Origin of the sequence: Posidoniimonas corsicana, assembly GCF_007859765.1 — a bacterium.
GTDB classification, from domain to species: Bacteria; Planctomycetota; Planctomycetia; order Pirellulales; family Lacipirellulaceae; genus Posidoniimonas; species Posidoniimonas corsicana.
Window position 1 is genome coordinate 563,100 of sequence record NZ_SIHJ01000002.1, and the last position, 21,286, is coordinate 584,385.

The following is a 21,286-nucleotide window of genomic DNA, read 5'->3' on the forward strand; positions in this document are numbered from 1 at the left end:
GGTTCTTTCCACACGCCGGAATCGGTGGAGGCGTTAGTCCGAAGCAGCCTCCGCACAGCAGTCGCTCCAGTGCGCGCTAGCGCAGCGACGGACCCGTTGAATGCAGACACTTAAGTGGTTCAGCCTGAGAAGCTCACCCCGGCAGAAAGCCAAGTGGCACTACCGGCGGGGGATGGCGCGTGCAAAGCTGCACCAGCGTGCATTGGCGATTGAGGATTACAGGATGGTGATCCAGATGGATGGCGTGCCGCCCGAATTGGTGGCGATGGCGCTCTACAACAGGGCGTTGGTGCGGCTCGCGATGGGAGAGCAAGACCAAGCGATAGGCGACCTCAAGGGAGTCCTTGCCATGCCCGGCGCCGCGGTGCGGGTCAAGACGGAGGCGCGCCGGAAACTCCTCCGCATGGACCGCGCCACGGAACGAATCAACCCGGAAGCCTAGGAGATCTCCATGGACGAGTCTGCGGTGCTGATCACAGCCATGGCGGAAAAGTGCAAGACGATCGTCGGCGCATGGGACGAGCCCCTCACGATGCTGCCTAGGTCCCTGCAGCCCGCTCACCTGGAGTGGATGTGCGAGCGGATTCAGGACCACGCCGAAGACTGGCCCGCCACGAAGCTCCACCGCTGGATCGGATTCATCCAGTGCGCCCTGCTCGCCAACGGCATGGTCGACCTCGATGGCGCGAAATCGATGTTCGACGCATCCAAGATCGCCCATGGAGTCAGGAGCGATGAATTCCTGGACCACCTCGACCCGGATTGCCAGTTCGAATTCGACATCGGCGGAGAGTCGTAGGCCCACCTGCGTGAACGACAAGAAAAGGGAATCGACAATGCTCTCCGATGACGAAGCGGTCCGACTCTGGCGCAAACTGTTCCGGGGGCAGGCAGTGACGCTGCTGACCCTGACGGAAGCGGAAGCCGTGCTGAAATCGATGCGTGCCGGCAGCGACGCCCTCAAGACCCTCTCCAGAGACCTGGAACGACGCAGGTCCATTCTCGGCGCAAGTCCCTAACGGGGTCTGCTCCGCCCCGTGTGATGTCGAGGAACGAATGAACCGTTTGTTGCCCAAGCCACAACGATCAGTCCTGCGGACGTTTCATCAGTACCTGATGGAGCCGCGCGAGATGCTCTGTTTCTGGGGCGCAGGCTGGGACAAGCACCACCTAGCGTTAGAAGAGCTAGTGGAGAAGGAACTGCTTGTCCGGGAGAAGCGCCCCGGCGCGTACTCTCTGACGAAGGCCGGATTCGAAATGATGCGTGAGTGCGAAAGAACGGGCGCATGACCCGTCGGGCGCCGACGCAAACAACCCCCTCAAGAGGTTCGACCCAATGTTCGGCCAAAACCAAGTCCCCGACAGATCGCTGCAGAAGACCGTGAACCAGCGGCTAGAACGGACGGGGACCGGAGCACAGTCGAAAGTGACCGCCACCGTCCAGCAAGGAACGGTCACACTGAGCGGCGCGCTACAGTACGAGAACCAGCGCAGACCGATCGTCAAAGCGGTAGGCAATATTGCAGGCGTCCGCCGTGTGGTGGATCAACTCAAGTCCCCGCCCAAACGTCGGCCTCAAAGCTAACAGGCACAATAGACCCCATCGGCTGACAGAGCCCGCAGCCGTGGACTATTCAGCCAGCGGCGTAGCTAGACCAAGGTGGTTCAGTCCCTGCCATCGGTATCCAGTTGAGATCGCCGCGGCCGCGCAGCTCAGACGCCAGCGAGATCCGCGGCCAACCTAGGGCACGCGGTCGCTGACTCCGAACCAAGTGCTTGACGCCAGGGGCCACTCGAAGCACTACCGATCCCGACGCCTCATCGCCAATCGCTTCCGTACCCGCTCCGCCTTCTCCCGCAGCTGCTCGTCCGTCAGCCACTCGTCGTCCATCGTGACGATCACCACCTCCTGGTGGTTCCCACGCACCGTCGCGAACGGCACGCCGATCTGGTACACCACCGGGAACTTGAGCGTGATCTCTCGGTGCCTTGGCATGGGCCTCCTGCCTTCCGGTTGCTTCAAACCTGTAAAGTCTCTCGGCATTGGGCGTCGCGCGGGCTCCGGATTGTGGTCCGTCCGCGTTTGTCCGCTACAACAGCAACGACAAGAGCGCTAGCACAACGGCGAACGACGCGCCGTAGAGGGCGATCGCCATCGCCTCGCTGCGGCACGTGCAGTGGCTGCGGGCGCCGTAGCCGCAATTGCAGTACGGCAGGTGGCAGCCCTCTCCTCGCTCGCGAGTGGCGTCGCAACGCGTCGGCTTCTCCTGCGGCTGGGCTTGCTCGCCCTCCCTCTCGAAATGCGCCTGCACGCGGTTGACGGGGCGCCACGATGGGTCGCTAGGCATCTGTCCTGCCCTCCCTGACGGGTTCTGGGACAATCGGCAGCAACGTACGCATCACGATGGGCCCCCTTCCGACTTGGGCACCAGCTGCGCGTCCGCCTTGCAGACCGGGCAGCGAACCGTCGCCACTTCCGTCTGCTCGCGGACGTCGAACGTCGGGTTCACCTTGCTGCGGTCCTCCTGCAGCAGCGACTGGCATGTCCGGCAGACGCCCTCGAACACCGTCAGCGGCGCCCTGCCGTGCTTGATCACCTTCACCATGGTTGGCTCCTCGTGGTTGTTTGCCCCGACTGGGGCTACTTCGATTGATTGATCTGCTGACTCAGCGTCGCCGCGTCGTACCAATTGAAAGACAGCTCGTCGTTCGCCGCGAACCGCCCCAACATCCGCCGCACCAGGTCCTGCTGGTGCGGCCAGAACGCGAACATGTACCGCTCGGCGCCTTTTTAGAGGGCGATCACCACCACGTGCTCGTCGGAACCGGCCGCGGCGGAGTCGGTTGCGAATTGGTCGAGGCGGTTCAAGGCTCCCCTCCCGCGACGCAAAGCCGCTCGCTCAGGTCAATGGGTGGGGAACGCCGCCGCAACACCTCGGGGACCGACGTCTGGGCCAGCAGTCGGCGCAGGTCCAGCTGCAGGAATTCCCGGGTGTTGTTGACCAGCACGCCCCGCCAGAACCTCCAGGGCGTCTTGGGGCTGCCGTGGCGGACCGCCTCCAGGCTCGAGGCGAGCCAGTGCTCGCCAAGCCGCTCGACGCTCAGCACAGCAATCTTGGCGGCGTACTCCCAGTCGTCCGTGTTGGGGCGGGGCTTCCCGACAGCGGCCAGGATCGCATTGCCCCGCCGGCGGACCTCGTCCAGGCCGCCCGGCGACAGCCGGCGGCCGAAACCAATGCAAGCTTCTTCGGTCGCGCTCGACCCGTCTCGACTCGAAGAGCTAAGCTTAGAGTTCTCCTCTATGGCCGTGCCAAACTGGCACTCAACCTCGGCATCTTGGCACTCACCTAGGGCATTTTGGCACTCACCCGCGCACGACGGGGCCGAGCATGCCGGGATCGCTGAGCCCAGGCGGGCGAACGCCCCCCAGTCGATCCGCCAGGAGTTAAACGCCCGGCCGCCGTTGGCCCCCTTCCGGACGCGATTCTCGACCTCCAGCACACCGAGCTCCTGGGCGTCCTGGCTGGCACGGAACAGCGTCCGACGCGAGTAGCGGCACTCGTCCGCCAGGCGATCGCTAGACGCCCAGCAGCCGCTCCCCTGATTGAGGCGGTGCACGGCCGAGAGCAACGCCACGACGTTGTTCCAACGCCGCTGCGACAGGCCGCTGCGGCTGTAGTGGACCGACTCCAGCAGGCGGAACCGCTCGGCGTACTCGACGTCCAGCGGCAGCGGCTGCTGACCGGCGGCGGGTTTTCTTCGGTAGGTCATCGTGGTTGCTCTAGGCGTCGGGCGCGGAGTAGTCTTCGTCGTCACAGCGGCAGCGGTTCAGCGGCGCCAGGCAGCAGGGGCACGGCTCGTCGAGCCAGCACTTGCAGTCGTCCAAATACTCGCCGCAGTCCGCGCAGAACCGGTCATAGTGCGGGCGACTTCCCATCACCACAGCTCCTGGCTCTCTTGTAGATCGTCGTTGCTGACCGGCATCTTCTTGATCGCGAACTCCAGCGGCTCGCCGGGCGGCATCTGCCGGAACTGCTCCATCAGCTTCTCGCGCAGCGTGTAGGCGGCGATCGCAGAGTCGACCCCCAGCAGGGCGCTCGAACCATCGGGGAAACGGATCAGATGGGCTACGGGCATGGGGGGTCTCCGGGGGTGTCAGTACGCGCCGTCGCCAAACGGCCGCGTGTTGTCGGCTAGTCGGTTCATGGCGCTTGGGAGCTCGCCCGGCTCATCGCCGACGATCTCCTCGTACCGCCGCAAGAAGTTGCCCGCCGCCCGGGCGGGCAACTCGTAGTAGATCTCCACCCGTGGGTAGGGCTTCACGTCCCGCAGCGACTCCCACGCCGGCGCCTTCGGCTGCAGCAGGTCGCGCTCGGTCACCAGCAGCCGGTTGTCAACCTCACGGACCTCGGCGGGCTTGGGCCACGGGAAGTTGAACCGCTCGGCGATCGCCAGCATCATCCGCGACTCCAGCTCGACGTAGCCGGGCAGCATCTGCTTGAGCGGCCGCACCAGATCGCCCAGGTACGCCTCGCCGGCGTCGTGCAGCAGCCCACACAGCGCGAGCTCCGGCGGGACCAGCCGCGAGACGATCACCGAGTGCTGCGCCACAGAGTACGGCTCGTGCGTATGCCCAGCGAACCGGTTCACGCGCGACAGCCCGCGGGCGATGTCCTCGATGGCGAACTGCTCGGGTCGCGGGTCGACCAGATCCACCCTGCCCCCTTCGTAGAGACCGATCCAGCTCATGCCGCGCCCTCCGCCGCCTGGTCCGCTTCCCAGAAGGTCTGCACGCAGTCCAGCACCCGGCGGCAGAGCTGCTCGGGCGAGCCGTCGTTCAGCACCTCGCCGTCGTTCAGCACCTCGCCGTCGTTCAGCACCTCGCCGTCGGTCGGCAGCTCGCCGATCTGGTCGCTGACGTGGCCGTTGACCGGTCCCACGCCGGGCCGGTGGACGCGGATCAGCCGCCCGCCGAACTCGTCACGCAGCAGCGCGATCTCGTTGGCGAAGCGCACGTCGGTGACCACCACCGGCCCGCGGCGCCGGGTCTCATCGAGCCGCCGCCGCATCAGGTCGACCCACACGCCCGCGCCGCAGACGTCACGGACCACGTCGGTCCCGAGACCCTGCATCAGCCGCCGCACGTCCGCGTGCCGCTTGGCGTGGTCCCACCCGAACGTGCCGACCATCCGCGTTAGCTTCGCGTGCGATCCGTTGTCTAGTCGCACTACCGGGTCGAGCCGCAGCAGCGACTCGCGCAGTGGATCAGCGAACGCCAGCCGCCGCCAGCCCTGCTTGACCAGCTCCGCCGCGGCGGCGTCTTTGCCGGCGCCGGCGTAGCCGATCAGGCCCAAGAGCGGCGTATCCCGCCGGGCCCGCCGGATCGCGTTGCCGACCTCGCCGCGGTGCACGGGGACCTCCGGCGGCGCGTCGACCCCGATCCGGACCGTATCGCCGCGGATGTCGACCACGGTCGCCCTGACGTTGTGGCCGACCTCAATGGCCTCGTGCATCTTCCGTGAAAGAACCAGCATGGACTCTGCTCCTGTTGGACTGAAACAAACCGCGTCAAACCACGCCACTACGGACTGGGCTCGCTCTCGAGCCAATAGATGTTCTCGCCGGGCGACGAGCCCTTGCGGTGCTTAATCACGTAGCCGACCTTCCCGAGCTCTTCGATCCGTGCGCTGTACCGGATGCCGATCTGGGCGAGCCGGTGGTTGGGTTGCTCGCCCTGCCGCAGCAGCTCGACGATCTCGCGCTGCTGCTTGCCGAGCCGCTTGCGATCGGCGGCCGGCGACCGGCAGGGCGCGAGCGGCCCCTCCTCGCGCTCCGGCTCCCGTTGGGGCGGATCGAACAGGGGCAGCCGCTCGCCGCCTTCGGTCGCGGGGTAATCGGACATCAAAAAGAGCGGGGCCCGCGCTCGTCCGTGAGAACCACGTCGTGCGTTTCGCGGGCTGGCCGCCTCCTGGTGGGTCACGCCCAGCGTGAGCAGCTCCTACTGAGAGGCTCGACCGAAGCCGAGCAGCAGTGTCACGTGCGGCCTTAGATAGGAGCTGCTCACGTCAGGCGTGAGTGTTCATGCACGTGACGAAGAAGAGCTTAAGGGCCGATCTAAGCCAAATCCGCCAGAGTCCGGCAGTCGCAGCTGAAAGCTCACCAGAATCTTGTAACGAACGTTGACAACGCATTTAGAGCCGACCGCCGCCGGCAGCGCCGCCCTACCCTGCAACAAAACTGCAACACTTTGCTGCGCCCAAAGCCTCAAACGGAGACCGCCAAAGAGCTTGGCGGTAGCAGGAGCACGCTATTCCGCGAGAAAAAGTCCGCCTCTGTCCGACAGCGTCCGCCCACGACAGGCCGGCACTGATTCGAAATCAGGCGCCCCGCAAGGGGTTGTGGGTTCGAGTCCCATGCCCTCCGCTTCTACGCCAGACGCAACTCCTAATCTGGCAACTGTTTCAGGCGAGTCTCTATCAACTCGCCCCCGATCCCCCCGCTTACCGTCTGAGGCCGATTCCGGCCGATGAGAGACACGTTTAGCGCAGCTGTAGCGCAGCTCTTTCGACGCGTCGGCGTCGTCGGTCCCAGTCGCGGCGCCTGACTCCCGCGAGGCTGCAGGATCGCCAACCACGTCGAGGGCGCCGGCCACGTCGGCCGCCTGCAGGTGGGTGTACCGGCCGAGTGTGAGCTCAATGCTGGAGTGTCGCGCGAGCTGCTGGGCGATCTTCGGGCTCACGTTGGCCGCCGCCAGCGTGGTGATGAACTGATGCCGCAGGGCGTGGAAGTCGAACACGCGGCCAGCCTCGTCGGTGTAGGCGATGTCGGCCGCCTCGAGATCGGGCTGCAGCATCTCGGCCGCCCGCCGCGGCCACGAACCCGGAAACAGCTTCTGCGGCGCCAGGCTCAGCGAGCGGGCCCGCTTCACGTCGAGCCAGGCCTGCAGCTTCTCCGCCAGCCAGGTCGGCAGCGGCTGCTCGTCCTCGCGCCGGCGTTTCGAGTAGGCCGCCCGCACCACGACGCACGGGGAGTCGCCCTCGAGCTGCAGGCTCGCCGTCGTCAGCGTGGCGAGCTCGTTCGCGCGGAGCCCCGTGGCGATCGCTAACTGGTAGAGCATCGCCCGGTTGGGCCCATCCAGGCCGCGGAACGGAGTCTCGCTATCGTCAGCGGCGGCGATGAGATCCGCGAGCTGCTTTGCGCGCAGCACCCGCCGCTCGCGTCGCCGGTCGACCGCCTCGTTCTCTTTCGAGACCGCCTCAAATGGGTTCGCCGGCAGCCGCTTGGTCATGACGCACCACTTGCCGAACGACTTGAGATCGCCCCGGGCGGCGTTCAGGGTCCGCGCGCTCGCCCCGCCGCCGCGGAGCTCGTTCAGGTAGACCGTGAACCGATCGAGGTTCAGGTCGCCGAGCTTGTCGGCGTTCATCGCGGTTTGGATCCGCTTGAGCCGCCCGGCGGTCTCGCGAACGTACCGCTCTGAATTGCCCTTGGCCGCCAGGTGGGATTTGTACGCGGCCAGGTGCTCGGCGAGCGGCGTCTCGAGGTGGTCGCTGCACTCGTGCCGCAAACCCGACCGCGACCACTCGGCCCGCTTCACGAGCTGGGCGAGCTGCTGCGCGGCGGCGGTCTTGTCGGTCGACAGCTTCACCCGCACGGTTTCGCCGCGGGCGTCCTGGTACCAGCCGTAGTAGCGCTTGGACTGGTACTGCTTGGGCTTGGCGCCCGGCGCGTCTTTCTTCACGCGTCGGCCGTCGGGCCCCACGTACTTGGTGAACGTGAGCCGCTTGATCGTCGGCACGGGGTTGGCTCCTTTGTCGAACGCGCCACGGACGCGTGGGGCCGGGGTTCGACTCCCGACCGCCACGCGCCGCAGCAAAGGATTGATCGCTCACGAAACTAACACCCCGCGGCGCCGGTCGTAAGGAGAGGGTCGCGCTCGGCCTTGCCTGCCGCGACCAGCACGCGGGCCGCGTTGCCCGCGGCCGTGCGGCGGGTGCACGAGGTCTCGCGGATCAGGCCCGCCTTGCACAGCGCCCGGACCCGGGGCCGCGTGCTGTTGCCCGAGATCCCGGTCGCCAGCTCGATCTCTTCGCGGGTGGCGCCGTGGTCGCCCCGGTCGCGGATGAACTGCAGGATCCGCTCGCGTTGCCGCGAGGCGTTGGACGCGGCCGACTTGGCGGCGGCTCGGCTGGTGTCGCTGCCGTTGTGGGGCGTCTCGAACAGCGGGAGACGCTCGTTGCTGCTGGGGTAATCGCTCATGATCAACGCTTCTTCCGGGAACCGGGGGAAACCTCGTCAAGCGCGGCGAGCAAGCTAATGCGGTACGCGTGGGGAGCGAAGCGGCGGCCGAGCTCGGCTGCCGCCGCCGAGCGAAACACCAGGCATTCGATCCGGCGTCGGCCCTTCGCGGGCAATGCGTCGAGGTTGGCGCCGTGGTCGCGCTCGAGCCGCGCCCATTGAGCTCTCTCGGCCGCCATGGTTGGGAACGGACGGGCAACGGGTGAGGTATTCAGCATGGCTGCTCAACTCCTCCCTCGCGTTTACTTCGCCGTAGGTCCGCAGGCACTCGAGTCCTGGCCAGGGCCGTGTTGAACTTGTTGCCGCAGAACCCCTTGGCGAACTGGTCGAAGTTGTTCGCCAGGCAGGTCCGCCAATAACGCCAGGGGTCGTCGATCTTCTTGGTGCCCGTGCGCCGCGTCAGCGCCTCCAGCGAGTCGATGAGCCACGCCTCGCCAAGGTGCTGAACGCTCAGGATCGCGACCTTTGCGGCAAGCTCGAAGTCATCGGAACCGCGGCGCGCGGGGCCGACCGTCTTGAGGATGAGGTTGCCGCGTCGGCGGCAATCATCGACTTGGGCGTCAGAGAGCCCGAGACCGAAACCAGTGCATACGGTCGCGCTCGACCCCTCTCCTCTCGGAGAGGTAGACTCTGATATCTCCTTATTGGCGCTCCAATTCTTGGGATCAACCTCGCAAGAATTGGAATCAACCTCCCCAAAGTTGGAATCAACCTCCCTCGACCCTGCGAGCGCCGCCACGCGATCCCACTGCACTCGGGTAAGGTTCGGCGCCCGTCCGCCGTTTCCCGTCTTGCGGGTCTGCGGCGTCTTCTCGAGAAGCTGCAACTCCGTAGCTTCTCGAATGGCGGTCGAAACCGTTGCTTTGCTGTACTCGCATCGGTCGGCGAGCGTCGCCACGGACGCGAAGCACTCACGATCGCCAGCCAGCCGGTTGTAGACCTTGAGCAGCGTTCGGATGCGCTTCCACTGGCCACGGGTGCAAGGCTTGCCTTCGACCGTGATGCGGCGATAGTCGATCGCATCTAGAAGGGCGAAGCGTTCGCGGTAGGTCTCGAACGGAAGCAGGTACTGCTGGGGCGAGTGCTTCTGCCGCGTTTGTCGGCGGCCAGCCTGGCCGGTAGAATCGCTCACGGTTCCTTCCTGTCGCCTGTCGAGCCCTCGAAGCCCGGTGGTTGGTTGGTCCTGCGGGCGGCCTTAGGGCCGCCCGCTCTTTTGCGCGGCCCGCCCGGCGTGACGCAGCCAGGCGTCGCGATCGGGGCAGCCGGCGTCGATCCACGCGACCAGCTCGTCACGACGCCAGCGAACTTTCTTGTGGCCCATCTTGAGCGGCTCGGGGAGATCGCCCTGCAGGTTCATGCGGCGGATCTCGCGTGCTGACACGCCGAGCTGCTCACCCACCTGGGCGGCAGTCAGCATCAGGGGCAACGCGGTACGCGAGAGCGCCCGCTCAAGCTTCTCGCCGAGCTCCGCCGAGAGCTCGACCGTCGGCGCGGAGCAGAGCCCGGAATCGGCGAACCTGAGAATCTCATCGTCGGTCAGCGCGTCCGCTTCAGCCATCGCGGCCGGCCTCCTGAAGCGTAGAGGCCGGAGAGACCGCCGGCAGCCAGCCGCGGCGGCGCAGAGCGATCGCAACATCGGCCACGGCGGACCGCGGCAGAGCGCGTTTCCCTCCAAATCGACCCGGCTCAGGTAGGGCGGCGGTCTCGTAGAGTCGGCGGACCCGCCAGGGCTCGACGCCGAGCAATTCGGCGACCTGCTTCGTCGTTAGAAAATCCATCCTGCCTCCCGTTTGCTTGAACACGGAAGGCAGTTTGACGCTGTGTGCCGGGCAATGCGACGGATCAGTTCGGCCGTAACAGCGTTCCGGCCGAAAGAAAGTATGGCCGGAACGCCGTTACGGCCGGTTATTTTTCCGTCGCTTTAGCTCCTTGCCCACTGACTTGTGAGAAAACTGCCTCTCACCCTCCGGTAGGTTTCGATTGAGGTACCGCACAAGCTGTGACACGTTCCCAGGCCCCACGATCTCCAACGCAGTGTCGAGTAGCTCCGCGTTTCTCTTTTGATCAAATCGAGTCACTTCGCCTCGGGCCGCAAAGTCGCGAGCGACCCTTGCGGCATCACGGTAGCGGTTCCATCGCTCCAAAGCTTCCTTGTGCGCGAACAACAGTTTCGAGAGCGAAACTGGCAACGGTGGGCCGGGCCCTACGATCAATTCTTCAACGCATTCGATGGCGTACGTGCAGTAGTAGTTGGCGAAGCAAAGATCCTCAAGTTGAGAGTAGAGACGACGCTGCGACCGCCGATCTCTCGACTCGGCGGGGTGACTCTTACGGCGCCACCACTTGTATCCAATGAACCTACCAGCGTTTAGGCCATAGATAGTTTGGCGGTCTTGGTTGTCAGTGAACGCGAAGCTGGTGACATTATTGGGGTGATAGCGCGAGGGCAGGATAACCTCATGAGAGAACTGCCTAGCCGCTGCGGCGGCAATATCAGAGCGCAGCGTACGAAGATCACGGAGCGCAGAATCTGGCTCAATCGGTCGGGCCCAAACAACAGCGTCGGGCTGGTCCTCACCGGTGGGAACTCGGGCGAGCGCCTGCTCTAACAGGGAACGCCCACCCCGCTGTGAAGTGACGCCGCGGAACATCGGGCGGCGGCTTGCGTTCTTGGAGAGTCGAGAACGGCGGCCCCGGCCGCTATTTGAATTTCCCAAGATATCTACCTCCGATGACGCCGAGCCGGCCGGCGAGCAACGCGGGGGAGGTAGCACCCGTTGTCGCTCGCCAGCCTGTGCGGTTAATTACTCCGCGAGCCCGGATCTAAGTTAATCAGTAAGAAACTCCTTGGCGACGCGCTGGCAACGCCAGACCCTCACGACGCAAGAGGTCATGCAGCACCCTCGCATGGGATACGCGGCGATGCCGGGCGACGCGGTAGAGCGCTACACGGTCTCGGGGCGGCAGACAAACAGCAAAGGGCTCAGACCTGAACCGGCGGAGCCTTGATCGGCACAGAACATTCATGCAGTCGATCCTTATCGATTGCACGGCGGAAGACAATACTTGCCGAGCGGACCACTGTAGGTGGGGTGGCCAATCAATCCTCCACCCCAAAGTGTTGTGTCAGACGCTCAATAGTGAAGCTGCTAGTCATCTTGCAGGCGGTGTGCTGCAGGGCGAACAGGCCCTTCTCCCAATAGGCCTCTTCGCGGGGAACCGTCTTGATCCATTCGACGCGGACGAGGTAGGCGCAGAGCTCGTCGTTGTCCTGGTCGCGATCCATTTCCTGGGCGGCTAGCGGCGCATCGAGAATCGGAATCGTCTTTCCGTTCACCTCGACTTCAAAGTCTCGGACCGGCGTCGAGGGCCCCACGACTTTGCCAATGCCGACATAGCCCTGCTTGGGGATGTTCACGAAGACTCGCGCGCCCAGGAACAACGCGTCGAGGGTCTGCGTGTACCACTTGCCGCCGCTTCCGCAGATGAAACCGTACTTTCGGCAGTCATCCCAGTTCTGGTGCGGGCCTTCTCCCAGCGACACGTAGAAATCGCGGCCATTCCAGGGCTCTCGCCGCTTCTTGGCCGAAGACTTGCTGGTCTGCACCTCGGCGTCCTGCGGGTCGATCAGCCACGACCGCGTGAGGTACTCGCTGCCATTGTCTCTGAAATAACGGAAGAAGACCGTATTAATTGGCACCCCATACCTGCCGCTGAGGTAGGTAATGATCCGCTCGGTGCTGGGGTCCAGCTCGGACGCGACGATGATCATCCGGTGCGATTCGTTCATGTCCTCGGGAAGGCTGTGGGAGAAGGTCTCGTCGAACCCGACTTCCAACTCCTTACCATCGTTCTTGGCGGCATACAGATCGCCGATGTCGTCGTAGGAAAGCCCCTCCACCCACGACGCATAGTCGAGAGCCTGCGCGACCACCTCGCGCGGCGTCTTGTTACGCTTCAGCTCGATCACGACCAGGTTGCCGTCGCGGTCCATCGCCAGCAGGTCGATGAACTTGCCGTGCGCGGTTGGAATCTGTCGCCCCAGCAGCATCAGCCCCGGCGACAAGACTGACAGGTCCGCCGCGATGGTGTCCTCGAGTTTCGACTCCGACTCGATCGGCTCAAACTCGATCCGGCTGAGCGTATTGCCGAGCCGCCAGATTCCTACCTCGATCGGCATCACTCCTCCCAAGCTTGCTTCTTGAAAACCTACCTAGATCTTGTCCACATTGCGCAGCGCGATTCTGATCTCGTACTCCTTCGCGGTCACCTCCGGATCATCAGCGATCGCGTACCGGATCTTGTCCGTTATCTGTTGGGCGATGATGATCCCCCGCACCGATTGACCGTTGGCCAGATGCCGCTTGACCCAATTCTTGTAGCGCAGGATCTGACCAGCGACCGAGTCAGGACCACGTGCGACCTTCAGCTCGATCACCACGAAGCCGCCCTGCTCGTCCACGGCCAGGATATCGATTCGCCCGACCTCGGTAATGAATTCGACCCCAACCGTCTCGTCGGCGGTAACGTAGAGCTGCAGCCCCGGCTCGATCTCTTCCAGATGCTGGGCAAGGTAGTCTCGAAGGTGAGTCTCGGCCGCGAATGCATGACCGGCGTCGTCATCCGCGCTAGGCTGGACCTCGTCGCCGCACTGGCGGACCGAGAACCGCCCTCCGTGGTTTCGAAGAGTTCCCACATCCCGTGCCGCTCGGGTGCGTAGAGCTCGACCCGCCCCGACTCCGGACGAAAGAAGAGGTCAAACAACGGGTTGTCGCAGACACGCGACCGGACATCGACCCCGTAGTGCACCCGCGAAGGATGGTTGACCGTGCCGGCGATCATCTGGCACTGAATCGTGGTCTTGTTGGTCCCTGGGTACTTGCCCATAACCCAGCTGGTCACGTCGACATTCGAGGCCGCGCCTCCCAGGACCTCGATTGCCTCCCGCACCATCTGGCGGACTGTTGGCTTAGCGTCAGACAAGATTCACTCCCTGTTGCTTCGAACTTCGTCCGCCGCCAAGTACGCGCAGACTGCCGCTGGTTACCGCCTCACGCTGAGCCGCCCCTATGCCTGACTCCGCCCCCAGTACAAGACATCCAGGTGCACCGGGTGCGTACCCATCCGCTTTGCCACGCGCCGGGCGACTGCCTGGTACTGCTCGCTCGCCTCGGGCGTCAGCCGCTTGATGGTGCCCCACTTGGGCAGGCCCTCGCCCTCTGGCTCCGCGAGCAGCCGTGTGGCAATGTCTCGATCGAGAGGCACCTCGAGCAATGACTCCAGCTTTGCCAGCCCGTACTCCCGGCACAGGTAGCGGCTGTAGAGGACATCGCGAAGGAAGATGTTGAGCGCCTTGCGAGCGGCGCCCCAGTTCCTCGCGGCTCGGGGGAGACGACGCCGCACAAACTCGGTGTGGGCGTCTAGCAGCTCGCCGACCCCCTCCCGCACGGCAGCGCTGTAGTCCTCCAGCGTAAGCAGCTTCAACGCGTCACGGGCGGCCTGCACCACGCCAGCATCCCCTTGGTTCCGCAGCGTCGACGGACCGATGGCGACATTGGCTGTGCGGATCAGCAGATGCTTGAAGACGATCTCGTTCATTGAGCGTCCACGCTCCTACTCTGGGACAGCAGGTATTCGAACACACAGACGAACCGCATAAAGCTGGCAGCCAAGGTCACGGCTACCTCTGACTGCACTCCCTGCAATTGCCGGTAGTTCGTGAACGACATCCTCTTGCCTTCTACCTCGACGGACTTCATCGCCAGCCCAAGCAATGCCGCCCACGCTGGGTAGTCAGCTCTGGCAAACCATTCTTTCACTGCCTGCGGCGCCTTATCGGCTACCTTGAAATCCAGCTCGACCGCCAAGTCCAGCTGCTCAGCATTCGTGCAATCCGACCCAGCAGCGAGCACTCGCAGGTTCACGTTGGCGTCACCTTCCGCCAAGTCGGTGTAGAGCCATCGCGCTTCCGGCGAAGGCCATACTTTCAACTTGAGTGGCCTTGCATCGCCGACCAGCGAGTTGATATTGCCTCGGACTTGGTCAACCAAGGCGACGATGCCACGTTGGTTCTCATCGTCGACAGTCTTCGGCGTCGAACGGCTCGCAATGATTGTCCGTACTCGCTCGGCTCCACAGGCGATCAAGGATGCGTATAGGTCTTTGCAATCGCCGGTCTCCTGCTCTTCGAGCCAACCCAGAAGATCGGGCCAAGCAAGATGAACTTTGGCGTCTCGGCGGGCTGGGTCCAGCGCAAGAGAGGCGAACTCTGTCCCGCCGACACCGCTAGTAGGCGTCAGGTACACAACGGCGATTCGTGCCTGGCCGGCGGGAACGCCCAAGACTTCTTGCCTTTGCGACTTCCGTACTAGCCGACGGTAGTACTTGTTCAACTGTTCGCGGGTGATGGCGCCCGCAGCGACCTTGTTCTCTACCACAATCAGCCAATCGCCCCAAGCCAACAGCAGGTCGAGCAAGTCCTGTTCGCACACCACGTGACTTGGTCCGCCGTGCAAAGAGTCCACACCGTCTTCCTCGATAGCTCGCCGGAATTGACTGACGAACGCAGTCTTGAGCGCGTTATCGAATGCTGGATCGAGGAGAGTGGCCAGCAGCGCACTGGCCCCGGTCTCATTTGCCACAAGGTGGCGAAGTAGGTTCGGTGCTGGATCAGAGTTGGCGATGAGAGCCCCCTAGTGGCGTTGAGAGGATTTGACGCAGTCCGGCGGATGGCCCGATGGGCCAGAAGTGCCTCGGAAATTGCTGGTTTTGCTTCTGAGTTGCAGCCACCCCATCCGAGTACTAGAATTGCGTACAGCTGGTGGACAAAATTCGGCTCCATGCCGTGTGGGCTTCCTTGGAGGCCCCTATATCCGCCGGCTATTTTTTTGCGCGGGCCTCGTGCGTTAACGGGTTCGCCTGGGTGTAGTAGACCCCGTAGCCTCGCTCGCGGGTGTCGTCGACATCATGCACCAGGCCGGCCTGTGCCCAGATCAGGTTCAGAAAGCGATCCTCGTCGCGTTCATAGAATCGTTGCAACGCCCACAGGAAGTAATCAACAACCTGCAGGCAAGCCGTCTGGCGTGGCTCGCTCGCGATGATTTCTATTGAGGCCTCGCTTTCGATACCCCATTTGGACCGAAAGGCTTGTTTGGCGGCTTGCAAGGCGTCGCTGAAGGCCTCGGTCCGGTCCGAGCTGCCGCGAACGGCAAAACAGATTCTGTAGCCATCATCCTTGTGTAGTCGCTCCTTGAAGAGCTTGCTTACGCATCGGTCGTAGAGTTGATTCGGATGGTACCGGTACTCTGGATTGCTCTCGTTTTTGGCGATCACCTTCCGAGCGATAACTTGCTTGTCGTGAACCACCGCATAGAAGCGGATGTCATGGCCCAAGAGCAGCCGAAACACTTCGCGGCGCACCTCCGGAACATCGTCCTTCGCGTGAAACGCCAGTGCAGTCTTGCGTTTCTCTACCTGCATCGATGGCACGCCCTTGAAGTAGTCGTCGGCCAGCAGGCTCTCCCTAAGTTGCTCGAGCTCCCCGCTGAGTGCTATTGGGTCCACCACGTCAACCTTGCCGACGAAGAAGTACGAAGAGCACCCCGGCGTACCGACGATGACACGTCCCTTGCGGTTAAACAGCGTGGGATCACCGGCCTCATCAACGAAGTAGTGTCGCACCACGGGCGACCGCTGGCCTGCCTCCGTCATGCCGCATCTTCCTCAAGCAACCGGTGCACCATGGCGGCTAGCATCTTCTCGGTGATAGCGACCCTCTTCTCATGCTGCGCCCGTAGTGCGTCGCAACTAGCCAGCATCTGATCAACCTTGTCAACAATCCGCTGCTGCTCATTCAACGGGGGTACCGGGATCTGAAAAAAAGCCTGCTTCTGAATGCTTACCTGATTCCGCGTAGTCTGCGACATGATTGCAGCCATCTGCTCTTGCCAAACTTGGCTCCTCAAAACGATGTAGAAGTAGTTGCGGTCTATTGCTGCATCGTTAAGTCGATAGAATGTAACCGACGTTCCAAGCAGGAACGGTGCAACTTCTCCTTCGACACGCGCGACACGGCCAACTGTCGCGTTATGCGTGAGCAAGACATCCCCACCCTGCGACCACCCTTTAACCAGTTGGTTTGCTTTATCTCTATTGAGCTTGCTGCATGTGCTCCATTGCACGCGTCCATCAACGAGGTCTTTGGCTGAGACGAATATCACACCGCTATTGGCAAACTCATTCTTGCGAGGATAGAGCGAACCGTGATTTCCGTCCGCGAAATCTACAATGATGTTGCGGTCGTACAAATCTTGGATGACGGCATACTCCCACGACTCAGGAAGTTCAGCGAACAGACCACTCGGCACGTTCACCGGCGTCTTCTTCACCAGCTTTCGGCCGCGTTTGTAGTCTTTCGGAAGTACGTAGGTGCGGTCTAGCAGCTTAGACGAAGGCTCATCTTTCGGGTCCTGCTCCACCAGCTTCCCCTGCACCGCCAGCTGCAGGATCGTCTGCCGCAGGTCGTCGATGGTTTCGGGCGTGTCGTAGAGGGTTTCGAAGTGGTCGTTCAGGCGGCGCCAGGCGGACTGGATCTCGCTGCGGTCCGTCGCCGCGGTGAGGGCGTGCAGCGAGGCCTGGCTCGCCCGCTGCCGCAGGTCGACCTCCCGCTGCTGCTGAGCCTCGAGCTCGTCGCACATCGACATCAGGCTGTCGACTTTGGCGACTATGCGGAGCTGCTCGGCGAGGGGGGGAAGTGGGAATGGCGTTTCCGAAAAGTACGCCGTGGGGACCCGCTTCTGGCCGGCCGAGCCGGTCATCTTCGATACTCCGACTTCTAGGTACGACAACGACTTGAGGTGCAATAGTGCGTACTCTGGGAGAACGGCATCGCCAATCGGGCGAAGGACGTGCAACTCGGTCGTGCCTGCGCCAACGCCATTCTTGAGCCCTAGAATCACAGCGGACTTGCGATTTTGGAAGCACGGTGTGATTTTCGCCATTGCTATATCACCGTCAGCAACGTGCGTGAAACCCTTTTTAACATCTCCCCAACTCCGGACTTCAGGCGAGATCGTTCCCGCATACCCATCGGAAATAGTTGCCATCGGCAAGAACGATACCTCCGACGAGTCGTCAATGCTGTTCCGTGGTCCCACCTCACCAAGAATGCTGAAACGAGTCCACTCCCAACCGATCGGTAGCTCGTGCGGGACTTCTTCATTGCCTGGCGGCGGGGGCACTCTACGCTTTCGCAGCTTGCCATTCTCAACTAGACGCATCCGTTCTAAGCTGACCTGCTCCAAGAGTTCCGCTGCGGGAGCATCACCTTGGTGCTGCTCAACCAGCTTCCCACGCACGGCCAAGTCGAGAATCATTTCTCTCAGCTTCGCCACCGCGCCCGGAGCGGCAACGAATGCGTCGAGGTTGTCGAGAAACCTTGGAAGCATTCCGGCGGCAGTCATTTACTCACCTTGCTCAATGCTGCGGCGAGTTCATCGCGTAGCCCTTGCAGCGTGTGACGACTCGCGCCGCGCACCTTCTCCAGCTCGGCGAGCAGCTTGTCTGGATCGCCCGGTCCGTCGTCAGAGCTGTGCGGATTCTTAACGTCTAGATTGAAGCCGTTCTCACGGATCTGGTCAGCCGAGACCTTCCACGCGAACTCGCTTTCCTTGCGGCCCTTGAAACCGCCGCGGGTGTCGGGCTTGCCCCACCACTTCTTCTCGGCCGCGAACTCCTCGATCCGGATCGGCTTGGTCTTGTTGTAGCTCTTGGCGCCGGGCGGGTAGGGGTGCTCGTAGTACCAGACCTCCTTGGTGCAGCCGGTCTGGTCCTTCTGGCCCTTGGTAAAGAACAGCAGGTTGGTCTTGATGCCGGTGTACGGGCTGAACACCCCGTTGGGCAGCCGCACGATGGTGTGCAGGTTGCACTCGTCGAGCAGCTTCTCCTTGATGCGGGTCTTGACCCCCTCGCCGAACAGCGTGCCGTCGGGCAGGACAATCGCCGCGCGGCCACCGGGCTTCAGCAGCCGCATGATTAGCACCAGGAACAGGTCGGCCGTCTCGCGGGTGCGGAACGCCTGGGGGAAGTTGGCCTCGATGCCGTCCTCCTCCATGCCGCCGAACGGCGGGTTGGTGACGATCACGTCGACCCGGTCCTTGGGGCCGTAATCGGTGAGCGGGCGGGAGAGCGTGTTCTGGTGCAGGATGTTCGACGGCGTGTCGATGCCGTGCAGCAGCATGTTGGTCACGCACAAGAGGTGCGGCAGCTGCTTCTTCTCGATGCCGTGGATCGACTCCTGCAGCACATCGCGGTCGTCGGGCGTCTTGACGTGGTTGGCCCGCACGTGCTCGATGGCGCAGGTCAGGAAGCCGCCGGTGCCGCAGGCGGGGTCGAGCACCTTCTCGCCAAGCTGCGGCGCGACCTGGTCGACCATGAACTGCGTGACCGCCCGGGGCGTGTAGAACTCGCCCGCGTTGCCGGCCGACTGGAGATCGCGGAGGATCTGCTCGTAGATGTCGCCGAACAGGTGGCGGTCCTCGGAGCGGTTGAAGTCGAGCCCCTCGACCAGCTTGTTAATCACCTGGCGGAGCAGCTGCCCCGACTTCATGTAGTTGATGGCGTCGTTGAACACGCCGCGGATCACGTACGCCTGGGGATTGCCGTTGACCCGCAGCTCCTTGAGCTTGGGGAACAGCTTGCCGTTGACGAACTCGAGCAGTTCGTCGCCGGTGATGCCCTCGGGGTCGGCGGCCCAGTTCTGCCAGCGGAGGTACTGCGGCAGCGGCGACTTGAAGTCGTCGTCGAGCAGTTCCTGCTCCTGCTCGCGGTCGTCCAGCACCTTGAGGAACAGCATCCAGACGAGCTGCTCGATTCGCTGGGCATCGCCGTTGATGCCCCGGTCCTTGCGCATGATGTCCTGAATGGACTTGATCGTGGTCGATAGAGACATCGTGTCTGCTAGGTGGCTTTCTCGAAGGTGATGTGCTGGGGTTTGAAGGTCTCGAGGAGCTTGAGCATCGCGGTCCTGGTGCGGTTGCCCCACTGATTAGAGAGGGCATAGGTTCTGCCCACATGATGGATCAGCTCGTTGTCTTCGATGAACCAGCGGGTCGGGTCGAACTTTCCGGAGTATTCCGCGCTAGCCGCGGCGATGAATGCGGCGGAGTCGACCTCCGAGTCGACTGCAACGAACAGGTTAGTGCGCCAGTCGATCACCTCGCCAATCTGCTCGGGCGAAACGCCGGAGCGGCAAAGCTCGTGGACAACCGTGTGGATCGCTCGCCGCTTCGGCAGGTTCTCGTGCACCTGATCACCGACGGTGACATTGAAGCGGGTGTAGTCCCGGTTGGACCGACGAACGCTGCGTTCTTCCTGTTTCTTCTCCCTGACACGGATCTGGTAGTCTTCGGCCTCCGGCAAAGGTATCACCTGCTGAACATCGAGCAGCACCCGGTCAGCGTCCGCGTAGGGACGGATGCGGACGCAACTGATGTCGAGGCCGTGTTCGGCGAGCCAGAGCACCGTAGAGGTTAGCTCCTTGGAGAACTCGGCGGAAGCCAGCACGATGCGGACCTCGTTTGCGAAATCGTCCTCCCGGGCTTCGTCCCATTCGAGGAAGTCGAGCAGGGTCCGCTCCGCATCGCGGCCGTCTTGCCGGGCCGTCAGGTAGGCGGCGAAGATCTCCACCGCTCGGGCGAAGGTCAGCGTGGAGACCATCGCCGCGTAGCGCACGGCCTGCAGGTCCATGTGCCCGCCGTCCTCGGTGCGTTTGAGTTCGATCACGACCAGGTTCCCCTGCCGGTCTACCGCCAGAAGGTCGATCCGGCGGCGGCTTTCTTCCCAATAGCCAAACTCCTCGGCGATCACGAGCGAGCCCGGGGCGATAACGTCGACCCGGTCGCGGAGGAATCGCTGCAGGTCGTCCCGCTCGCGGATGCCGGCGGCTTGAAAGGTCGTTTGTGGCACCGCGTCGAACGAGTCGCCGCGGATTTGGTAGATCGCCATTGGTTACGCGGCCTCCGCCAGCAGCTTGGTGTTGCGTTCGATCTTGATGAGTAGTGGAAAAGCAATAAACGCCATGAGAGCGAAGAAGAAGTAGAGGGTAGCGGTTAAGAATGTGATTGAGAGGGCGTAGGTGCCCGCGTTGCTTAGCGAATCTGAGGCCAGATCGTTATCGTAGGCTTCGCAACGGTCGCAGAACTGCTGGCAGAAGTAGACAGCCGCCTTGTCGCGGGAACCGGCAGGAATCCTTGGCAGCAAGTCGTCCAAGCCTGCGAGCATCGCGTTGAACTCATCGCCAGTGAGATCCTCGGAGATCCGATCAATAAGCGGCGCCACCAGCCGACTAAGCCCGTGCGTTCTGACGAGCGACTCGAGCGGGCTTAGCCCCTCGTCGGAGAATGAGGCATCTGGTCCGGCTTCGTTGCCATCGTACGATGTTTCACTTTTCTCCAGAAAGGTCTTCACCTCTGCAACAGAAGGCGCCTCAACGGCCGGAGCCTCAACAGCGCGTAGCTTCAACAGAATGAGGCCCGACGCGGAAAGCGAGCAGACGATCAGGGCGGCAAGGATCAGTATCGTAGCGACCGAGAACAACTTCGCTATTCTAAAGGCGCGATCGAGGACCCGCTCACTAAACGGTCGCCGACCTGCAGGCCGGCCTCTGCCATTGGCCGGCTTTGACGATGGCGGCGGAGATCCCGCGGGCTGGGGCGGAGGAGGTGGCGGAGGAGGCTCCGCTGCATGTTCCACAGCTGAATGAGCTGCCCCTAGCAACTCTTCGACTGCATCCTCAAATCCAGCCCCCTCGGGCGCGGGACTCGCCGACGGCGGTTCATCGGGCTGTGGCGGCCTGGGACTCGATGAGCTCTCGCCTTTCGGCATTGGCAGAGGCTTCTTCTTGCGTTCCTCCTCGCCCGGCACAATGAACACATGCCCGCACTCCGGACAAGAATCTTGCGATCCTGCGTCGGCGAGCTTCGATGTCAAT

The 21,286-nt window shown here is 63.1% G+C and carries 29 protein-coding genes and 1 pseudogene; 4 read left to right on the forward strand and 26 right to left on the reverse strand.

What is annotated here, in order from left to right:
• Positions 1-100: 100 nt before the first annotated feature.
• From KOR34_RS18340 to KOR34_RS27570, 4 genes are all read left to right on the forward strand, one after another.
• Positions 101-442 carry a tetratricopeptide repeat protein gene (locus KOR34_RS18340; protein WP_146566866.1) on the forward strand — a complete coding sequence of 114 codons (342 nt, stop codon included), beginning with the start codon at positions 101-103 and terminating at the stop codon, positions 440-442.
• Positions 443-451: 9 nt separating this feature from the next.
• A complete protein-coding gene (locus tag KOR34_RS18345) occupies positions 452-799 on the forward strand; it encodes a hypothetical protein (protein ID WP_146566868.1) in 348 nt (115 codons plus the stop codon).
• A gap of 10 nt (positions 800-809) precedes the next feature.
• Complete coding sequence (locus KOR34_RS18350; protein ID WP_146566870.1) at positions 810-1,019, forward strand: hypothetical protein; 210 nt, start codon at positions 810-812, stop codon at positions 1,017-1,019.
• Positions 1,020-1,336: 317 nt separating this feature from the next.
• Positions 1,337-1,585: a BON domain-containing protein gene (locus KOR34_RS27570; protein WP_146566874.1), complete on the forward strand. Its 249-nt coding sequence runs from the start codon at positions 1,337-1,339 to the stop codon at positions 1,583-1,585.
• 216 nt (positions 1,586-1,801) lie between these two features.
• Here the strand turns inward: KOR34_RS27570 and KOR34_RS18365 are convergent, their stop codons facing one another.
• The 26 genes and pseudogenes from KOR34_RS18365 to KOR34_RS18475 all read right to left on the reverse strand — a co-directional run bounded on the left by KOR34_RS18365 (position 1,802) and on the right by KOR34_RS18475 (position 20,892).
• Positions 1,802-1,996: a hypothetical protein gene (locus KOR34_RS18365; protein ID WP_146566876.1), complete on the reverse strand. Its 195-nt coding sequence runs from the start codon at positions 1,994-1,996 to the stop codon at positions 1,802-1,804.
• 94 nt (positions 1,997-2,090) lie between these two features.
• Positions 2,091-2,348, reverse strand: coding sequence for a hypothetical protein (locus KOR34_RS18370; protein ID WP_146566878.1), 258 nt, complete (start codon positions 2,346-2,348; stop codon positions 2,091-2,093).
• Positions 2,349-2,399: 51 nt separating this feature from the next.
• Positions 2,400-2,606, reverse strand: a complete 207-nt coding sequence (locus KOR34_RS18375; protein WP_146566880.1) for a hypothetical protein — start codon at positions 2,604-2,606, stop codon at positions 2,400-2,402.
• Between the two features lie 35 nt (positions 2,607-2,641).
• Entirely contained in the window at positions 2,642-2,773 is a 132-nt protein-coding gene (locus tag KOR34_RS27335; RefSeq protein WP_261342657.1) for a hypothetical protein, read from the reverse strand.
• Between the two features lie 92 nt (positions 2,774-2,865).
• Positions 2,866-3,771, reverse strand: coding sequence for a hypothetical protein (locus tag KOR34_RS18380; protein WP_146566882.1), 906 nt, complete (start codon positions 3,769-3,771; stop codon positions 2,866-2,868).
• 10 nt (positions 3,772-3,781) lie between these two features.
• Positions 3,782-3,937, reverse strand: a complete 156-nt coding sequence (locus KOR34_RS26825; protein ID WP_197531565.1) for a hypothetical protein — start codon at positions 3,935-3,937, stop codon at positions 3,782-3,784.
• Positions 3,937-4,137, reverse strand: coding sequence for a hypothetical protein (locus tag KOR34_RS18385; RefSeq protein ID WP_146566884.1), 201 nt, complete (start codon positions 4,135-4,137; stop codon positions 3,937-3,939). Before KOR34_RS18385 ends, KOR34_RS26825 begins: the two co-directional genes overlap by 1 nt.
• 18 nt (positions 4,138-4,155) lie before the next feature.
• Entirely contained in the window at positions 4,156-4,749 is a 594-nt protein-coding gene (locus tag KOR34_RS18390) for a phosphohydrolase (RefSeq protein WP_146566886.1), read from the reverse strand.
• A complete protein-coding gene (locus KOR34_RS27575) occupies positions 4,746-5,534 on the reverse strand; it encodes a deoxynucleotide monophosphate kinase family protein (protein ID WP_197531566.1) in 789 nt (262 codons plus the stop codon). Before KOR34_RS27575 ends, KOR34_RS18390 begins: the two co-directional genes overlap by 4 nt.
• A gap of 47 nt (positions 5,535-5,581) precedes the next feature.
• Complete coding sequence (locus tag KOR34_RS18400) at positions 5,582-5,902, reverse strand: hypothetical protein (protein WP_146566888.1); 321 nt, start codon at positions 5,900-5,902, stop codon at positions 5,582-5,584.
• A gap of 405 nt (positions 5,903-6,307) precedes the next feature.
• A complete protein-coding gene (locus tag KOR34_RS18405) occupies positions 6,308-7,798 on the reverse strand; it encodes a tyrosine-type recombinase/integrase (protein ID WP_146566890.1) in 1,491 nt (496 codons plus the stop codon).
• A 98-nt stretch (positions 7,799-7,896) separates the two neighbouring features.
• On the reverse strand, positions 7,897-8,259 hold the full coding sequence (locus KOR34_RS18410) for a hypothetical protein (protein WP_146566892.1): 363 nt from the start codon (positions 8,257-8,259) through the stop codon (positions 7,897-7,899).
• Positions 8,260-8,261: 2 nt separating this feature from the next.
• A complete protein-coding gene (locus KOR34_RS18415) occupies positions 8,262-8,516 on the reverse strand; it encodes a hypothetical protein (protein WP_146566894.1) in 255 nt (84 codons plus the stop codon).
• Positions 8,510-9,430 carry a helix-turn-helix domain-containing protein gene (locus tag KOR34_RS18420; RefSeq protein ID WP_146566896.1) on the reverse strand — a complete coding sequence of 307 codons (921 nt, stop codon included), beginning with the start codon at positions 9,428-9,430 and terminating at the stop codon, positions 8,510-8,512. Before KOR34_RS18420 ends, KOR34_RS18415 begins: the two co-directional genes overlap by 7 nt.
• A gap of 63 nt (positions 9,431-9,493) precedes the next feature.
• Positions 9,494-9,856, reverse strand: a complete 363-nt coding sequence (locus KOR34_RS18425; RefSeq protein ID WP_146566898.1) for a helix-turn-helix transcriptional regulator — start codon at positions 9,854-9,856, stop codon at positions 9,494-9,496.
• On the reverse strand, positions 9,849-10,076 hold the full coding sequence (locus KOR34_RS18430; protein WP_146566900.1) for a hypothetical protein: 228 nt from the start codon (positions 10,074-10,076) through the stop codon (positions 9,849-9,851). Before KOR34_RS18430 ends, KOR34_RS18425 begins: the two co-directional genes overlap by 8 nt.
• Positions 10,077-11,398: 1,322 nt before the next feature.
• Complete coding sequence (locus KOR34_RS18435) at positions 11,399-12,478, reverse strand: endonuclease NucS domain-containing protein (RefSeq protein ID WP_146566902.1); 1,080 nt, start codon at positions 12,476-12,478, stop codon at positions 11,399-11,401.
• A gap of 33 nt (positions 12,479-12,511) precedes the next feature.
• The gene (locus tag KOR34_RS18440; protein ID WP_146566904.1) at positions 12,512-12,994 is read right to left on the reverse strand and encodes an endonuclease NucS domain-containing protein; all 483 of its coding nucleotides are present in this window, start codon (positions 12,992-12,994) and stop codon (positions 12,512-12,514) included.
• 50 nt (positions 12,995-13,044) lie between these two features.
• A pseudogene (locus KOR34_RS27640) lies at positions 13,045-13,251 on the reverse strand (DUF7669 domain-containing protein); the annotation flags it as partial.
• A gap of 114 nt (positions 13,252-13,365) precedes the next feature.
• Positions 13,366-13,896: a hypothetical protein gene (locus KOR34_RS18445; protein ID WP_146566906.1), complete on the reverse strand. Its 531-nt coding sequence runs from the start codon at positions 13,894-13,896 to the stop codon at positions 13,366-13,368.
• The gene (locus KOR34_RS18450; RefSeq protein WP_197531567.1) at positions 13,893-14,939 is read right to left on the reverse strand and encodes a PD-(D/E)XK nuclease family protein; all 1,047 of its coding nucleotides are present in this window, start codon (positions 14,937-14,939) and stop codon (positions 13,893-13,895) included. Before KOR34_RS18450 ends, KOR34_RS18445 begins: the two co-directional genes overlap by 4 nt.
• 238 nt (positions 14,940-15,177) lie before the next feature.
• Complete coding sequence (locus KOR34_RS18455; protein ID WP_146566910.1) at positions 15,178-16,008, reverse strand: DUF3800 domain-containing protein; 831 nt, start codon at positions 16,006-16,008, stop codon at positions 15,178-15,180.
• Complete coding sequence (locus tag KOR34_RS18460) at positions 16,005-17,759, reverse strand: restriction endonuclease subunit S (protein ID WP_146566912.1); 1,755 nt, start codon at positions 17,757-17,759, stop codon at positions 16,005-16,007. The genes KOR34_RS18455 and KOR34_RS18460 overlap by 4 nt, the downstream gene beginning before the upstream one ends.
• Positions 17,756-19,246, reverse strand: coding sequence for a type I restriction-modification system subunit M (locus tag KOR34_RS18465; RefSeq protein ID WP_146566914.1), 1,491 nt, complete (start codon positions 19,244-19,246; stop codon positions 17,756-17,758). Before KOR34_RS18465 ends, KOR34_RS18460 begins: the two co-directional genes overlap by 4 nt.
• Positions 19,247-19,254: 8 nt before the next feature.
• The gene (locus KOR34_RS18470; RefSeq protein ID WP_146566916.1) at positions 19,255-20,301 is read right to left on the reverse strand and encodes a hypothetical protein; all 1,047 of its coding nucleotides are present in this window, start codon (positions 20,299-20,301) and stop codon (positions 19,255-19,257) included.
• A gap of 3 nt (positions 20,302-20,304) precedes the next feature.
• Positions 20,305-20,892 (reverse strand): hypothetical protein, encoded by a 588-nt coding sequence (locus KOR34_RS18475; RefSeq protein WP_146566918.1) that lies wholly within the window; start codon positions 20,890-20,892, stop codon positions 20,305-20,307.
• Positions 20,893-21,286: the final 394 nt, after the last annotated feature.

Coding starts and splice junctions, on each gene's coding strand:
- KOR34_RS18435 (WP_146566902.1), bottom strand. CDS start 12,478: ATGCCGATCGAGGTAGGAATCTGGCGGCTCGGCAATACGCTCAGCCGG.
- KOR34_RS18415 (WP_146566894.1), bottom strand. CDS start 8,516: ATGCTGAATACCTCACCCGTTGCCCGTCCGTTCCCAACCATGGCGGCC.
- KOR34_RS18365 (WP_146566876.1), bottom strand. CDS start 1,996: ATGCCAAGGCACCGAGAGATCACGCTCAAGTTCCCGGTGGTGTACCAG.
- KOR34_RS18345 (WP_146566868.1), top strand. CDS start 452: ATGGACGAGTCTGCGGTGCTGATCACAGCCATGGCGGAAAAGTGCAAG.
- KOR34_RS27335 (WP_261342657.1), bottom strand. CDS start 2,773: ATGTTCGCGTTCTGGCCGCACCAGCAGGACCTGGTGCGGCGGATGTTG.
- KOR34_RS18470 (WP_146566916.1), bottom strand. CDS start 20,301: ATGGCGATCTACCAAATCCGCGGCGACTCGTTCGACGCGGTGCCACAA.
- KOR34_RS18400 (WP_146566888.1), bottom strand. CDS start 5,902: ATGTCCGATTACCCCGCGACCGAAGGCGGCGAGCGGCTGCCCCTGTTC.
- KOR34_RS18375 (WP_146566880.1), bottom strand. CDS start 2,606: ATGGTGAAGGTGATCAAGCACGGCAGGGCGCCGCTGACGGTGTTCGAG.
- KOR34_RS18340 (WP_146566866.1), top strand. CDS start 101: ATGCAGACACTTAAGTGGTTCAGCCTGAGAAGCTCACCCCGGCAGAAA.
- KOR34_RS18390 (WP_146566886.1), bottom strand. CDS start 4,749: ATGAGCTGGATCGGTCTCTACGAAGGGGGCAGGGTGGATCTGGTCGAC.
- KOR34_RS27570 (WP_146566874.1), top strand. CDS start 1,337: ATGTTCGGCCAAAACCAAGTCCCCGACAGATCGCTGCAGAAGACCGTG.
- KOR34_RS18455 (WP_146566910.1), bottom strand. CDS start 16,008: ATGACGGAGGCAGGCCAGCGGTCGCCCGTGGTGCGACACTACTTCGTT.
- KOR34_RS18380 (WP_146566882.1), bottom strand. CDS start 3,771: ATGACCTACCGAAGAAAACCCGCCGCCGGTCAGCAGCCGCTGCCGCTG.
- KOR34_RS18445 (WP_146566906.1), bottom strand. CDS start 13,896: ATGAACGAGATCGTCTTCAAGCATCTGCTGATCCGCACAGCCAATGTC.
- KOR34_RS18410 (WP_146566892.1), bottom strand. CDS start 8,259: ATGAGCGATTACCCCAGCAGCAACGAGCGTCTCCCGCTGTTCGAGACG.
- KOR34_RS26825 (WP_197531565.1), bottom strand. CDS start 3,937: ATGGGAAGTCGCCCGCACTATGACCGGTTCTGCGCGGACTGCGGCGAG.
- KOR34_RS27575 (WP_197531566.1), bottom strand. CDS start 5,534: ATGCTGGTTCTTTCACGGAAGATGCACGAGGCCATTGAGGTCGGCCAC.
- KOR34_RS18430 (WP_146566900.1), bottom strand. CDS start 10,076: ATGGATTTTCTAACGACGAAGCAGGTCGCCGAATTGCTCGGCGTCGAG.
- KOR34_RS18425 (WP_146566898.1), bottom strand. CDS start 9,856: ATGGCTGAAGCGGACGCGCTGACCGACGATGAGATTCTCAGGTTCGCC.
- KOR34_RS18465 (WP_146566914.1), bottom strand. CDS start 19,246: ATGTCTCTATCGACCACGATCAAGTCCATTCAGGACATCATGCGCAAG.
- KOR34_RS18370 (WP_146566878.1), bottom strand. CDS start 2,348: ATGCCTAGCGACCCATCGTGGCGCCCCGTCAACCGCGTGCAGGCGCAT.
- KOR34_RS18385 (WP_146566884.1), bottom strand. CDS start 4,137: ATGCCCGTAGCCCATCTGATCCGTTTCCCCGATGGTTCGAGCGCCCTG.
- KOR34_RS18460 (WP_146566912.1), bottom strand. CDS start 17,759: ATGACTGCCGCCGGAATGCTTCCAAGGTTTCTCGACAACCTCGACGCA.